Source organism: Paraburkholderia sp. Ac-20347, assembly GCF_017104805.1.
GTDB lineage: Bacteria > Pseudomonadota > Gammaproteobacteria > Burkholderiales > Burkholderiaceae > Paraburkholderia > Paraburkholderia tropica.
Genome location: NZ_JAAGPN010000057.1, coordinates 1 through 14,353 on the forward strand (window position 1 = coordinate 1; position 14,353 = coordinate 14,353).

General features: G+C 63.0%; 16 protein-coding genes. 10 read left to right on the plus strand and 6 right to left on the minus strand.

From position 1 onward, the window contains the following. On the minus strand, positions 1–535 hold a 535-nt coding region (locus G3N97_RS13620), incomplete at its 3' end, for an MFS transporter (RefSeq protein ID WP_346778067.1). Positions 536–785: 250 nt separating this feature from the next. On the opposite strand from G3N97_RS13620, the gene G3N97_RS13625 reads away from it, so the two are divergent. Continuing rightward, positions 786–1,217, plus strand: a complete 432-nt coding sequence (locus G3N97_RS13625) for a hypothetical protein (protein ID WP_205993685.1) — start codon at positions 786–788, stop codon at positions 1,215–1,217. Positions 1,218–1,275: 58 nt separating this feature from the next. Here the strand turns inward: G3N97_RS13625 and G3N97_RS13630 are convergent, their stop codons facing one another. Further along, positions 1,276–2,151 carry a LysR family transcriptional regulator gene (locus tag G3N97_RS13630; protein WP_205993686.1) on the minus strand — a complete coding sequence of 292 codons (876 nt, stop codon included), beginning with the start codon at positions 2,149–2,151 and terminating at the stop codon, positions 1,276–1,278. Positions 2,152–2,268: 117 nt separating this feature from the next. Between G3N97_RS13630 and G3N97_RS13635 the strand changes: the two genes are divergently transcribed. Continuing rightward, complete coding sequence (locus G3N97_RS13635) at positions 2,269–2,880, plus strand: NIPSNAP family protein (protein WP_205993687.1); 612 nt, start codon at positions 2,269–2,271, stop codon at positions 2,878–2,880. 5 nt (positions 2,881–2,885) lie between these two features. Here the strand turns inward: G3N97_RS13635 and alaE are convergent, their stop codons facing one another. Then, positions 2,886–3,350, minus strand: a complete 465-nt coding sequence (gene alaE, locus G3N97_RS13640; protein WP_205993688.1) for an L-alanine exporter AlaE — start codon at positions 3,348–3,350, stop codon at positions 2,886–2,888. Between the two features lie 238 nt (positions 3,351–3,588). On the opposite strand from alaE, the gene G3N97_RS13645 reads away from it, so the two are divergent. Next, complete coding sequence (locus G3N97_RS13645; RefSeq protein ID WP_205993689.1) at positions 3,589–4,545, plus strand: dienelactone hydrolase; 957 nt, start codon at positions 3,589–3,591, stop codon at positions 4,543–4,545. Positions 4,546–4,565: 20 nt separating this feature from the next. On the opposite strand, the gene G3N97_RS13650 is transcribed toward G3N97_RS13645, so the two are convergent. Both G3N97_RS13650 and G3N97_RS13655 read right to left on the minus strand, forming a co-directional pair. After that, positions 4,566–5,030 carry an N-acetyltransferase gene (locus G3N97_RS13650; RefSeq protein ID WP_205993690.1) on the minus strand — a complete coding sequence of 155 codons (465 nt, stop codon included), beginning with the start codon at positions 5,028–5,030 and terminating at the stop codon, positions 4,566–4,568. Between the two features lie 129 nt (positions 5,031–5,159). Further along, complete coding sequence (locus G3N97_RS13655; protein WP_205993691.1) at positions 5,160–6,029, minus strand: LysR family transcriptional regulator; 870 nt, start codon at positions 6,027–6,029, stop codon at positions 5,160–5,162. A gap of 128 nt (positions 6,030–6,157) precedes the next feature. Here G3N97_RS13655 and G3N97_RS13660 point away from each other — a divergent pair, with 128 nt between their 5' ends. Next, positions 6,158–7,336, plus strand: coding sequence for a multidrug effflux MFS transporter (locus G3N97_RS13660; protein ID WP_205993692.1), 1,179 nt, complete (start codon positions 6,158–6,160; stop codon positions 7,334–7,336). Positions 7,337–7,358: 22 nt separating this feature from the next. Here G3N97_RS13660 and G3N97_RS13665 read toward each other — a convergent pair whose 3' ends face one another. Then, positions 7,359–7,643, minus strand: coding sequence for a DUF1330 domain-containing protein (locus tag G3N97_RS13665; protein ID WP_065060814.1), 285 nt, complete (start codon positions 7,641–7,643; stop codon positions 7,359–7,361). 185 nt (positions 7,644–7,828) lie between these two features. Between G3N97_RS13665 and G3N97_RS13670 the strand changes: the two genes are divergently transcribed. From G3N97_RS13670 to G3N97_RS13695, 6 genes are all read left to right on the plus strand, one after another. Further along, positions 7,829–8,431 (plus strand): amino acid synthesis family protein, encoded by a 603-nt coding sequence (locus G3N97_RS13670; RefSeq protein WP_065060815.1) that lies wholly within the window; start codon positions 7,829–7,831, stop codon positions 8,429–8,431. Then, a complete protein-coding gene (locus G3N97_RS13675; RefSeq protein WP_205993693.1) occupies positions 8,400–9,218 on the plus strand; it encodes an alpha/beta hydrolase in 819 nt (272 codons plus the stop codon). The genes G3N97_RS13670 and G3N97_RS13675 overlap by 32 nt, the downstream gene beginning before the upstream one ends. 1 nt (position 9,219) lies before the next feature. Beyond that, positions 9,220–10,143, plus strand: coding sequence for a flavin reductase (locus G3N97_RS13680; RefSeq protein WP_074982060.1), 924 nt, complete (start codon positions 9,220–9,222; stop codon positions 10,141–10,143). A gap of 11 nt (positions 10,144–10,154) precedes the next feature. After that, positions 10,155–11,192, plus strand: coding sequence for an LLM class flavin-dependent oxidoreductase (locus G3N97_RS13685; RefSeq protein ID WP_205993694.1), 1,038 nt, complete (start codon positions 10,155–10,157; stop codon positions 11,190–11,192). A 12-nt stretch (positions 11,193–11,204) separates the two neighbouring features. After that, positions 11,205–12,674: an aldehyde dehydrogenase gene (locus tag G3N97_RS13690; RefSeq protein ID WP_205993695.1), complete on the plus strand. Its 1,470-nt coding sequence runs from the start codon at positions 11,205–11,207 to the stop codon at positions 12,672–12,674. A gap of 111 nt (positions 12,675–12,785) precedes the next feature. Continuing rightward, positions 12,786–14,201: a cytosine permease gene (locus G3N97_RS13695; protein WP_241030566.1), complete on the plus strand. Its 1,416-nt coding sequence runs from the start codon at positions 12,786–12,788 to the stop codon at positions 14,199–14,201. Positions 14,202–14,353 lie beyond the last annotated feature (152 nt).

Below are 14,353 nucleotides of genomic sequence, written 5' to 3' on the forward strand. Positions count from 1 at the left end.
CCGCCACCGGCCCCACCGCCGACGTGATCGCGCCCACACCCGCCCAGGTGCCGATGGCGCGTCCGCGCTCGGCATCGTCGAACACCGCGCCGATGATCGCGAGGCTGCTGGGCACGAGCAAGGCCGCGCCGATGCCCTGCACCGCGCGCGCGGCGATCAGCGCCGCCGCGTTCGGCGCGAATCCGCACGCGGCCGACGCGAGCGTGAACAGCGCGATGCCCGCGATGAAAATCGTGCGGCGGCCGAGCTTGTCGCCCATCGAGCCGCCGACCAGCACGAGCGAGCCGAGAAACAGCAGATACGCGTTCACGACCCACTGCATGGCCGCGACGCTCGCGCCGAGTTCGGCCTGAATCGACGGCAGCGCCACGTTGACGACCGAGCCGTCGATAAAGGCCATGCTCGATCCGAGAATGGTCGCCGCGAGCGCGAGACGCTTGCGCCGGCACGGCCGGTCGACGACCGTGGGCTGCGCGCGGATGACGAGTTCGTCGCACGGGCTCGCCTGCGCGGCGACCGTGTGTGAGGACTTCACGGCGGACTTCAGCGCGGACGTCGCTGCGGACGTCGATCCGCGCTCGACGAGATCGGGGTTGGCCACATTCGCTCCGTATCGGCGTGGCGCTGGCTGGCGTCGCGATCGTGACGATCGTCACGAAGTTGCGCCGAATCACCCGCCCGTCCGCGACAATCGACGGATCGCCAGAAATTGATGACAATGCCACGCTCAAGCGTAGGTGAATCAAGCGCCGCATTCAAATCCGGCGCGCAATCAGGAAGACAACATGAAACGACTGCTCCTCGCTGCGCTCGCGGCCGCCTCATTCGCGACGGGCGCGCACGCGCAAAGCAACACGCCCGGCCCCGTGGTCACGCCGGCCGGCACCGTGCAATTCGTGCGCGACGACCGCGATTTCGTCGTCATGATCAACAACGAAATTTTCGATCGGTTCGACGCCAAAACGCTCACTCATTTCGACGAAATCGCGCGCGACAATCAAACCGTCACGCGCATGCTCGTGCAAACCGCGTTCGGTCCGCTGCTCTACGATTTCAGCCGCCGTCCGCCCGTCGTGCAGCGCGCGAGCGCACGTCTGACCGTCAAGCGCGTCTTCTGGCAACCCGGCGAAGTCGTGATGCAAGGCCCCGACGGCTGGTATCGCATTCAGGACGGCAAGCTCACGAAACTGCAATCGGCGAAATCGATTTACCACTGATCGATCGCGGATCATTCAACGGTCATCTACGCGCGATGGAAACTCAACGGCGCTTGATTCAGCGTCGCTTTCTCTCGGCGAAATGCGGCTCGTTCGACACGCACGCCGTGAGAAACGCCATCACCGTTTTGACCGCTTCCGTGCGGCGTAAATCCGGATACGTCACGAGCCAGAGCGGCGTTTCTGGCGGCGCCGATTTCGCGTCGAGTCTGACGAGTTCGGGATCGCCGTCGCCAATCAAGGTTGGCAGCAAGGCCACGCCCATGCCGTTGCGCGCCGACGCCTGCTGCCCCATCACATCGCTCGTTTCGAAAATAACCGGCCGTCCGTCGAGATAATCGCGCAACCAGCGCTGATGGCTCACGTGATCGAGCGCGGCCTCGTACGCGATAAATTCCCATTGCTTCGCGGGACGCGCGGCGTAATCGCGGCTCGCGTAAAGCCCGAAGCGAATCGCACCGACGCGCCGCGTAACGAGACTCGCCTCTTTCGGCTCGACCATGCGAATGGCGATATCGGCGACGCCGCGATCCAGCGGCGCGATGCCCGCTGCGCCTTCCATCACGATCTTCACGTTCGGGTTCGCTTCGCGAAACGCACGCATGTTGGGCGCGATGCAATGACTGCCGATCGTCGGCGGCACGCTGATACGCACCGTGCCGGATGATGCAGCCGACGCCCGCAACGCATACGCCTCGACGGCCTGCGCGCTGTCGTGCATCGACGCGGCCAGCGCGGCGATCGCCTCGCCTTCGTCGGTCAAACGCACACTGCGTGGCAACCGATAAACGAGTTTCAGGCCCAGCGCCGTTTCGAGCGCCGCCACGCGCCGCCCGATGGTGGCGTGCTCGACCGCGAGTGCATTCGCCGCGCCGGAGAGCGTCCCCACGCGCGCGAGCACCAGAAAATAGCGCAAATCCTGCCAGTCGAACATAGCGACTTCCGCACAGAGTGTGTGAACAAACAGGGAATTCCCTTTGAATGCGCACCAGTCTAATCTGGTTTATCGAAGGCCGTGAAAAGCGCCGTCCATGAACTCTGGAGATTCGCCATGGTGTACGAACTCACCACGTTGTCATCGCATATTCTGAAGCTTCCGCAAGTGATCGATCACGCGCAGACGTGGCTCGATCAGGCGGACACGGCGGGCCGCTTGCTCGGCATCTGGACATCGGAAAACGGCAGGCTCGGCAGCGTGCGCTTGCTGCGAAGTTTCGCGAATGCCGATGAACTCGCGCAAGAGCGCATTCGCGAACTGCATCACGCCGATCCCTTTGGCGCGGCCAGCAGCGCATGCACGTACGCATCCGAAAGCTATGCCGCGTTTCCTTTTTTGCCGGACGTAAAACCCGGTACTTTCGGGCGCTATTACGAGTTTCGCACTTACTGGCTGAATCCCGGCGGACTCCAGCCGACCATCGACGCATGGCAAGCCGCCATGCCCGAGCGCTCGAAACGCTCGCCGCTGACCGTGAATATGTTTGCGCTCGACGGCGCGCCGCGCATCACGCATATCTGGCCGTGGCAGAGTCTCGACGAGCGCATTGCGATTCGCGCGCAAACCTATGCCGATGGAATCTGGCCGCCTGTTGGCGGGCCGCAGCAGTTTTACGAAGCCACATCCACGATCTGGATTCCTGCTGCGGATTCGCCGCTGCGCTGAGCGCGTCAAACATTTCGGCTCATGGGGCGCGCGCCGCCAGGCGGCAGACCGAACAGCCTTCGGATCGCGTTCAGAAACGCACCATAGGGCCGCCCGAGTGCGAGCATCATGATGGCCGCGCCCAGTAAGCCGAGCCAGAATCCGCGACCCGTTGCGCCGCTGATGGCGATGATCGCCGCGTAAATCGGCACCTGAAAACTCACGAGCGCGATGCTGTCCCAGAGCACGCGCGAGAAGTGACCAGGCCGAGCGAAACGCATCACATAGTCGCGCCAGATGCCGTAGGGACGCGCGACGGGAATCATCAACGCCGCGCCCAGCAGACGCGCGTGCACGACCTGATCCCACTGCATGCCCGCAATGAATCGTTCGTTGATGACGCCCGTGGTGGTGAAGAACACGATGAGCGCAGTCGTGTCCGCGATAAAGGCGCGTCGGCGATCCACGTTGGCGGTGCACTGAATCGACATGTCGAAAACGGTTGGTCGGGGTGCGCAAGCGTTCGCTGTTGCAGCACGAACCATACCCACGTGTTGCATAGACGAACTCTGTCGACAGCGCAGAGATCGCGCGCGAACGCATCGCTCATAAAGCCTTCGCGTGCGCAAACGGATAAGATCCGGATCTGGTCGCATTCCGCTTGCGCGTCATGCTTTCGTGAAGATTTAAAAGCGAATTGAAAGCCGACGCATCGCCTCTCAGGATCCTATGAAAACGCTCATTCCGGTCGTTTTGCTGCTCCTGTTGTCGAGCGTCGCGCACGCGGCGGGCATCAAGTTCGTGCAGATTCCCGCCGACGCCAGCGGCCCCGCGCTACGCGCGATCGTGTGGACGCCCTGCGCCGATCCCGCCGAAGACGTGCCCATCGGTCCATACGTGCTCCGAGGCAAGCGCGATTGCCCGACCGTTGGCGACAAGCTGCCGCTCGTGGTGATTTCGCACGGTCATACCGGGTCGTTCCTCGGTCATCACGATCTGGCCGAAACGCTCGCCGACGCGGGCTTCATCGTGGCCGCCATCAACCATCCTGGCGATTCGTTCGTCGATCCGAGTCGCGCGGGCGACTACTCCGTCTTCATCGAACGACCTACCGATATCAAGCGCCTGATCGATTATCTGCTAGGCACCGGGCCCGATGCCGGCAAGATCGACGCCGAACGCATCGGCTTTTTCGGGTTCTCGCGCGGCGGCTATACGGGCATCGTGCTCGCCGGCGGCGAACCGGATTTCCTGCACGCCGACCTGACCTGCCCCACGCCGAGGCCGCCCATCTGCGACCAGATCGAAAACAAGACGCTGCCCACGGCACCGATGACACACGACCCGCGTATCAAGGCCTTCGTGATCGCGGACCCGCTCAACGCGTTTCCCGCGCCGGACGATCTGAAGAACGTGCACGCGCCCATTCAGCTATGGGCCTCGCAATTCGGCGGCGACGGCGTGATGCCGCACGATGCGCCCGCCCTCGCGCGCACGCTGCCGCGCCGTCCCGAGTTTCACACCGTGCCGGATTCGGCGCATTTCGCTTTCCTCGCGCCGTGTTCCGAACGGATGAAAAATCAGGAGCCGGAAATCTGCACCGATCCCAAGGGTTTCGATCGCGCGGCATTTCATCGGCAATTCGATGCAGCGGTGCTGGCGTTTTTTAACGCCAATTTAAATTGAGCTCGCGGCGACGACGCGGATCACGCGATCGTCAGCGTATAGGCGTAGAAAATCTCGTCGCGTTTCCAGCCGAGCGATTCGTATAACGCCTGCGCTTTCAGATTGGTTTTTGCGGTGGTCAAATCCATGCGCACTTTTCCATCGCGCTTCGCGCGCGCCGCTGCCGCCTGCAACAGACGCGTCGCGACGCCCGCACGTCGCGCGTGCTCCGCCACTAACAGGTCGTACAGCACATAAATCGGCGCGGCTTCGACCGAGCAAAACGACGGGTAAAGCTGACAAAAACCGGCCAGCGCGTGATCACTGCCATCGCCGTTATCGCTGCTATCGGCGACCAATATCACCGACTCGTTCGCCTGCATTCTTTCCGCAATGAATTGCGTGGCGAGCGGCAAATTCGAAGGCTGCTCGTAGAACACGCGATAGTCGTTGAACAGACGCGCCACTGCGTCGAGATCGCGCGCCGCGTATTGCCTGATTTCCATATTCGCCTCTCCTCTTCGCTCGAATGCTCAAGCGGGTCATTCAGAAAGCCGCGACTATACGAGAGCTGTCTTGAGCGCGAAAGAGCCACGCGCCGCATTGCAGCTGGAGCCAGTTACGCCGCTGAACATTCATGCACCGAAGCGCTCCGCAATCGCATCGACGACCACACGCACGCGCGATGTGCGCGCCAGATCTTCATGCAGCACGAGCCACGCCTCGTAGTGCTTCGCGCGGCGCTTGTGCGGCCAGATCCGCACCAGTTCCGGATAACGCTGCTCGACATACACCGGCAACTCGGCCAGTGCGAGCCCCGCGCGCACGAAGGTGCAGAGCATGAGACTCGAATCCATTTCCGCCACCACGCGAGCTTGCGCGCGCGATTCGCCGACGAGCGTTTCGTCCTGCCGCGTCGTCACGCCGCTCTGATACAGCGCGATGTCGTGGCCCGCAAGCTGCTTCCCCGTGCGCGGCTCGCCATGCCGCGCGATATAGCTGCGCGACGCGTAAAGCCCCACATCCCAACTGCCGAGCCGTCGCACGATCAGCCCCGGCTGTTCCGGCCGCTGCGTGCGCACGGCGACGTCGGCTTCGCGCCGCGAAAGATCGAGCAGGCGCGGCGTGGTCGTCAGGATCGCGCGCACTTCCGGATAGCGCAGATGCAGCCGCTCGATCGCGGGAATCACGAAGTCGATGGCGAGCGTGTCGGTGGTCGTCACGCGCACTTCGCCCGCCACGCGCTCGTCCGCGCCTTCGCTTTTGCGCGCGAACGAAATGGCGAGGCGCTCCATGCCCTCGGCGGTTTGCAGCACCTGCTGGCCGCTTTGCGTCAGTTCGAGGCCGGACGTGGTGCGCAGAAACAGGCGGCTGCCGAGCGTGCTTTCGAGTCCGGCGAGACGGCGGCCCGCCGTCGTCTGATCGATATCGAGTTGCTGCGCTGCGCCGCGCAAGGTGCCCGCCCGATACACGGCGAGAAAAATTCGAACGTCGTCCCAGTTCATATGCTTTGCGTCGTTTTCAGAGCGATGCTGATGCTGCAAATTTGCAGCCTATCGCTGCATTCGCGTGCATTTTCACATGGAAGTCCGATCGCTAGCATGACGGCTCACTCACCCGTTTATCCGCATTCATGCCACGACGCTCTTTCATCCTGACCGCCGCGATGCTCAACGCCTTTGGGCTGATCGCTTCCGATATCTATCTGCCCGCCATGCCCGACATGGCGCGCGCCTTTGCCATCGCAGACTGGCGCATGCCGCAAACCGTTTCCGTGTATCTGCTCGCGCTCGCGATTGCGCAACTCGTTTATGGTCCGCTTTCGGATCGTCACGGACGCAAGCCCGTCGTGCTCGCGGGCATCGCGCTGTACATGGCGGGCTCGCTCGGCTGCGCGCAGGCGGCGAGCTTCGCGACGTTTCTCGCCTGGCGCGTGATCGAGGCCGTGGGCGCGGCATCCGGACTCGTGATCGGGCGCGCCATCATCGCGGATACCTGCAGCAAGCACGTGTCGGCGAAGGTCTACGCCGTGGTGTATCCGCTGGTGTCGTTGTCGCCGGCGCTCGCGCCCGCTATTGGCGGCCACCTGGCGGCGGCGTTCGGCTGGCATGCGGACTTTCTGTTCGTCGCGGCCTTCGCGGCCGTGGCGTTCGCGCTCGTCTGCGCGGTGCTGCCGGAAACGCATCCGCGCGCGTCGCGCAGCCGCGTGACGTCGCTCGCGGGGTTCGGCGCGGTGCTGCGCGACGGCGCGTTCCGACGCTACACCGTCGTCGTGTGCTGCATCTATGGCGCGTGGTTCGTCTATCTGACGCAATCGCCGTTTCTGTTCGCGCGGCTCGGCCTCGGCGAAGCGCATCGCGGCTGGATGTATCTGCCGCTCACGGGCGGCATCATCGTCGCGAATCTGCTGGCGCGGCGCTGGCTCGATCGCTGGCCGTACGACCGCATCGTGACGATGGGCGTGGTCAGTTTCGTGCTGGGCGGCGTGGCGTTTCTCGTCGTGGCCGTGCTCGGCGTGACGACCATTCCCGCCGTCGTGTTGCCGATGTGCCTCGTCAGTCTCGCCAATGGTTCGTCGCTGTCGCTTGCGGTGTCGGGCGCGATCGCCGCGCCGCACGGACGCGCGGCCAGCGCGTCGGGACTCGTGGGGTTCTGCCAGATCGGCAGCGCCGCCTTGCTGGCGAGCGGCGTCAGCGCTGTGTTCGGCACGAGCCTGACGGTGGTGGCGATTTCAGTCTCGGCACTCGGGCTGCTCGCGCTCGGTGCGTGCCTGAGCGGCACGCGAGCGGCGGCCTTCGCCACTCGCGCCTGATTCGTCGCGTTTGCCGGGTCGCTTACAACCCTTCGACGATCGCAATCTGCGCGACGCAATGCCCGTCGCGCTTCAGTTTCGCCGACTGATATTCCGGCGAGTTATAGCAGTCCAGCGCCGTGTCCATGTCCTTGAACTCGATCACCACATGGCGCTGGAACGTCTCGCCTTCGAGCGTGCGCGACTCGCCGCCGCGCGCCAGAAACACCGCGCCGTACTTCTTGAACGCCACCGGCGCGATGTCCGTGTAGTCCTTGTATTTCACCGGGTCCAGCACGGTGACATGCGCAATCCAGTAAGCCGCCATCTCTTCCTCCTGTTTCCAGATCAGTCTCGGGCGCTCGCGCGCCGGTTCGTCGAACCCTAACCCAACGGGCCGTTTTTTCCCACGATTCCGGGCCTGCGCCGGATCGATAGGGTTAACACGCATGGTACGCCGTACTATGGCATACCACAATGCCTTCCATCATCAACGGACCCAGGAACCTTGCTATGAGCCTGATTCGCAAATCCATTCTTCACGTCGAAACCGTCTATGTGGATGGCGACAAAGCCGCTGCGAAGCCGCTCAAAATGATCGGCGCGGCCGTGGTCATCAAGAACCCGTGGGCGGGCCGCGGCTATGTGGAAGACCTCTCGGCGGACATCCGCGCGATCGCGCCGCAACTGAGCGAGCACCTCACGAAGCTGATCATCGACGAAGCAGGTTCGGGCGATGCGGTGGAAGCGTTCGGCAAGAGCGCCATCGTCGGCACCTCGGGCGAACTGGAACACGCGTCGGCGCTGATCCACACGCTGCATTTCGGTAACACGTACCGCTCGGCGGTGGGCGCGAAGTCGTATCTGGCGTTCAACAATACGCGCGGTCCGGCGAATGCGCCGCTGCTGATCCCGATGATGGACAAGAACGACGAAGGCCGCCGTTCGCACTATCTGACGCTGCAATTTTCGATCCCCGACGCGCCCGCCGCGGACGAACTCGTGATCGCCATCGGCGGCGCGACCGGCGGCCGTCCGCATCACCGCATTGGCGACCGTTACCAGGACCTCGCAGAGCTCGGAAATGATCTCAAGAACCCTGCCGCTGTCAAATAATCGCGCCGCGCACTATCTGGAGCAGGGCGCGGGCGAGCCGCTGGTGCTGATTCACGGCGTCGGCATGCAGGCGCAGGCGTGGTATCCGCAGATCGAGGATCTGTCGCGCGATTTCCGCGTGATTTCCGTCGACATGCCGGGCCACGGCGAAAGCGATGCGCTCGATGCCAACGCAGGATTGCAGCAGTTCGTGGCCTGGGCGATCGAATTCATCGAGGCGCTGAACGCCGGTCCGGTCAATCTGGCCGGTCACTCGATGGGCTCGCTGATCGCCGCGGGCGTGGCGGTCACGCGGCCCGACCTCGTCAAACGCGTGGCAGTCCTGAACGGCGTGTATCGCCGCACGCAGGAAGCGCGCGACGCCGTGCTGCAACGCGCCGCCGAACTGCGCTCGGGCACCATCGACATCGACACGCCGCTCAAGCGCTGGTTCAATGCCGACGAGGCCCAGCGTCTCGCGGCGCAGAAGGTCGAAACGTGGCTGAAGTCCGTGAATCTCGCGGGTTACGCCACCGCTTACACGGCCTTCGCGCGCGGCGACGAAGTCTATGCCGACGGCTGGCACACGATTGCCTGCCCGGCGCTCGTGCTCACGGGTTCGGACGATCCGAACTCCACGCCGGAGATGGCCCGCCAGATGGCCGCCGCGGCGCACCACGGCCAGGCCGTCGTGATCGAAGACGAGCGCCACATGGTGAACCTGACGGCGCCCGAAGCCGTCAACCTCGCCCTGCGCGCCTGGTTGCAGACCGCGCCGGTTGCGGAACTCACGAAGTCGGAAGTGTGAAATGAGCCAAGAGACACTCAAAATCAACACCCGGGAATTGCGCGACGCCTTCGGCGCGTTCATGACGGGCGTGACGATCGTCACGACCGCGCGCGACGACGGTCAGCCGCTCGGCTTTACCGCGAACTCGTTTTCGTCGGTGTCGCTGGACCCCGCGTTGCTGCTCGTGAGCATCGCGAAGACGTCGAGCAATTATCAGACGTTTTCCACCACCGGGCACTTCGCGATCAACATCCTCGCGGAAAACCAGAAGGAACTGTCGAACACGTTCGCGCGCCCGAGCGACGATCGCTTCGCGAACGTGAACTGGCAATTGAGCGCCAACCGCAATCCGCTGATCGACGACGTGAGCGCCTGGTTCGACTGCACCACGCACGCGATCATCGACGCGGGCGATCACGCGCTGATCGTCGGCAAGGTGGAAGCGTTCCACTCGGCCGGTTACGCGGGCCTCGGCTATTACCGCGGCGGCTATTTCACGCCCGCCAAGGTCTCGGCGGAAGTGATCGCGGGCCCGAAGGTCATCGTCAACGCGATCATCGCGCGCGACGACAAGGTGCTGCTCACGCGCACCGCCGACAACAAATGGGGGCTGCCTTCGAAAGAGATCGGCAAGGAAGGCGCGGACAAAGCGCTCGCCGCCCTCTTCAGCCAGTACCAGCCGGATGCGTCGGCGAGCTTCATCTACTCGGCGTACAACAACACCGAAACCCATTACCAGTACATCTCGTTCCTCTGCAGCGCGCCCGATGAAGCGGCGGTGGCCGGCGATTTCGTCAGCCTCGACGACATCGCACCGGACCAGTTCGCGGACAGCGCGCTGGCCAGCATGCTCCAGCGCTATCGCAAGGAGAGCCAGCTCAAGAGCTATGGCATGTACTACGGCGACCACAGCAACGGCACGGTCCGGCCGCTTCTTTCCTGAAAGGTAACCCCATGCGTTTTTCGCTTTTCGTTCACATGGAGCGCGTCTCCGACCAGACGAGCCAGAAGCAGCTCTACGAAGAAATGGTCGAGCTGTGCCAGATCGCGGATCGCGGCGGCATGCACGCCGTCTGGACCGGCGAGCACCACGGCATGAACTTCACGATCGCGCCGAATCCGTTCCTCAATCTCGTCGATCTCGCGAGCAAGACGAAGAACGTGCGTCTGGGCACGGGCACCGTGATCGCGCCGTTCTGGCACCCGATCAAGCTCGCAGGCGAAGCCGCGATGACCGACATCATCACGAACGGCCGTCTGGAACTGGGCATTGCGCGCGGCGCGTATTCGTTCGAATATGAACGTCTGATGCCGGGCCTCGACGCCTGGAACGCGGGTCAGCGCATGCGCGAACTGATTCCCGCCGTGAAGAAGCTCTGGGAAGGCGATTACGCGCACGAGGGCGAGTTCTGGAAATTCCCGTCGACCACGTCGTCGCCGCTGCCGCTGCAAGAACCGCATCCGCCGATCTGGGTCGCGGCGCGTGATCCGAACAGCCACGAATTCGCCGTGTCCAACGGTTGCAACGTGCAGGTGACGCCGCTGCATTTCGGCGACGACGAAGTCGAAAAGCTCGTCGGCCATTTCAATGCCGCGTGCGAAAAATTCAGCGAGATGCCGCGTCCGCAGATCATGCTGCTGCGCCACACTTACGTGGCAAGCAGCGAAGACGACGCGCAAGTGGCCGCCGACGAAGTCAACGTGTTCTACAACTACTTCGGCGCATGGTTCAAGAACGAGCGTCCGGTCAGCAAGGGCATGATCAAGACGCTGAGCCCGGAAGAAATTGCGGCGCATCCGTTCTACACGCCGGAAGCGATGCGCAAGAACAACGTGATCGGCACGCCCGAGGAAGTCATCGCGCGCCTGAAGGCCTACGAGAAACTCGGCTTCGACGAGTACTCGTTCTGGATCGACACGGGCATGAGCTTCGAGCGCAAGAAGGCGTCGCTCGAGCGGATGATCAACGACGTGATGCCTGCGTTCAAGTGAGGTCGTGATTCCATGAGTGTTCATTTTCAGCTGTATATCGACGGCCAGTTCGAATCCGGCGCCGCGACGTTCGGCAGCGTGAATCCGGCCACGGGCGACGTGTGGGCGCAAATGCCCGAAGCGCGCCGCGACGAAGTGAACCGCGCCGTGAACGCGGCGAGCCGCGCGCTCAACGACGCTGCGTGGGCGGGACTCACGGCATCGGCGCGCGGCAAGCTGCTGTATAAACTCGCCGCGCTCGTCGAACAGGCCGCGCCGCGACTCGCTGAAATTGAAACCAACGATACCGGCAAGATCATTCGCGAGACGTCGAGCCAGATTGCGTATGTCGCGGAGTATTACCGCTATTACGCCGGTATCGCCGACAAGATCGAAGGTAGCCATATTCCCGTCGACAAGCCCGACATGCAGGTCTGGCTCGAACGTCAGCCGGTGGGCGTGGTAGCCGCGATCGTGCCGTGGAATAGCCAGTTGTTTCTCTCCGCCGTGAAGCTCGGCCCGGCGCTCGCCGCGGGCTGCACGGTGGTGCTCAAGGCATCGGAAGAAGCGCCCGGTCCCCTGCTCGAATTCGCGCGACTCGTGCACGAAGCGGGCTTTCCGCCGGGCGTGGTGAACGTCATTACCGGCTTCGGCGCGGAATGCGGCGCGGTGCTCAGCAGTCATCCGAAGGTCGATAAAGTGGCCTTCACGGGCGGGCCGGAAACCGCGAAGCACATCGTGTCGAACACCGCGAACAACCTCGCCAAGGTCTCGCTCGAACTCGGCGGCAAATCGCCGTTCATCGTGTTCGCCGACAGCGATATCCAGAGCGCGGTGAACGCGCAGGTCGCGGCGATTTTCGCAGCCAGCGGTCAAAGCTGCGTGGCCGGCTCGCGTCTGTTGATTGAAGCGTCGGTGAAGGACGAGTTTCTCGCGCGGCTGGTCGAGCGCGTCTCGCGCATTCGCGTGGGCTTGCCCAACGACATGGCGACGGAATACGGCCCGCTCTGCACCGAACGTCAATTGCGCAACATCGAAGCGGTGGTCGAACGTTCCGTGAAGCAAGGCGCGAAAGTGCTCGCAGGCGGCAAGGCGCTCGATCGCAGCGGCTTCTATTACGCGCCGACGATTCTCGATTGCAGCAGCGTGCCCGACGCGGACAGCATCACGACCGAACTGTTCGGCCCCGTGCTTTCCGTCGACACGTTCAGCACCGAGCAGGAAGCGATCGAGAAAGCCAACAGCACGGCCTATGGTCTGGCTGCGGGCATATTCACCACCAATCTCACGCGCGCGCATCGTGTGTCGAAACGCGTGCGCTCGGGCATCGTGTGGATCAACACGTATCGCGCGGTGTCGCCGCTCGTGCCGTTCGGCGGTTTCGGACTTTCGGGTCATGGACGCGAAGGCGGTTTCGCGGCGGCGCTCGAATATACGACGACGAAATCCGTGTGGCTGCGCACCTCGGACGAACCGATCAGCGATCCGTTCGTGATGCGTTAGGCGCGCTCGGCGGCTTCGTGAGGGCGCGCCCCACGAAGCCGCAACAAAGCATAGAGACGGCTCGCGCCACACACGCTGATGGCAGCATAGCCAGGCAATAAAGATGGAGACATGATGACCAACACGACGAACGACAACAGCGTTCTGACCATCGAAAGCAATTCGATCGAATATGTTTCGCCGGAACACCGGCACGGCAAACCCGTCGATCTGTTCACCTTGTGGTTCTGCACGAACGTCGCGCCGCTGGCCGTGATTTCCGGCGCCACCTCAGTCCTGATTTTTCACCTCGATGTCGTGAGCGCGATTCTCGCGATTGCGGCTGGGCAATTCTTCGGCGCGATCTTTCACGCGCTCACCTCCGCGCAAGGCCCGCTCGTGGGCGTGCCGCAAATGATTCAAAGCCGCGCGCAATTCGGCCGCTACGGCTCGCTGCTCGTGGTCGGCTTCACCACGCTGATCTATCTCGGCTTCTTCGTTTCGAACATCATTCTCGCGGGCAAGACGCTGCACGCCGCGGCGCCGCCCGTCCCCATTCCGGTCGCGACGGTGCTCGGCGCGGTGTTCGCCACGCTCGTGGGTGTGATCGGCTATAACTTCATTCACCGCTTCAACAAGATCGGCGCGTGGTTCATGGGAGGCGCGCTCGTAATCGGCATGATTCTGATGGTGCCGAGCCTCAACGCCAGCGTGCTCCAGCAAGGCCATTTCAATCTCTCGGGCTGGTTCGCGATGTTCGGTCTGTGCGCCGTCTGGCAAATCAGTTTCGCGCCCTATACGTCCGATTATTCGCGCTATCTGCCGGAATCGACGGGGTTCGCCAAGACGTTTGCATTCACGTATTTCGGCACCTCGCTGGGCACGATCTTCGCGTTCGTATTCGGCGTGATCGCAGTGAGCACCGGACACGCCACCGACGCAATGCAGGCCATCCGCACGCAAACGGGCATGTTCGGCTATGTGCTGATCTTTCTCTTCCTCGTCAACATCATCGGTCACAACGGCATGAATCTGTATGGCGGCGTGCTGTCGTGCATTACCGCCGCGCAGACGTTCCGTCCGAGCTGGACGCCCGGCCGCAATGTGCGTATTGCCGTCTCGGCGATTTTGCTGGTGGCGTGTACCGCGACCGCGCTGTGGGCGTCGAGCAACTTCATCGCCATTTTCCTGACCGCGATCTTTGCCATGCGCATCGTGCTCGCGCCGTGGATTGCGATTAACCTCGTCGATTTTTATCTGGTGAACAAGCGGCACTATCTGGTGTCGGAAATCGTCAGCAGCACGGGCGGCATGTATGGCGCGTTCAACGTGAAAGCGCTGGCGCTGTACGTTTTTGGTATCGTGATTCAGGTTCCGTTCATGGAAGAGAGCTTCTTCCACGGTCCGTGGGCTTCGCTGCTCGGCGGTGCGGATATTTCGTGGATGGTCGGCCTCGTCGCCACCGCCCTCGCCTATTATCTGCTGGCGCAGAATGGCGGTTCGCGTTCTCCGCGCCGTTCGACCGCGAGTGCAACCGCATCGGAATAAACGCCGCACTTCAATTTACCGCGCGGAAAAAGCCGGCTCGTTGATGAAACGAGCCGGCTTTTTTATTGGCATCTCAAATGACAGTCGCCGTTTACGTGCACGTATTGCTCGCGCTCGGACTATCCCAGCGTGACGTTATAGCAGCCCGCGCT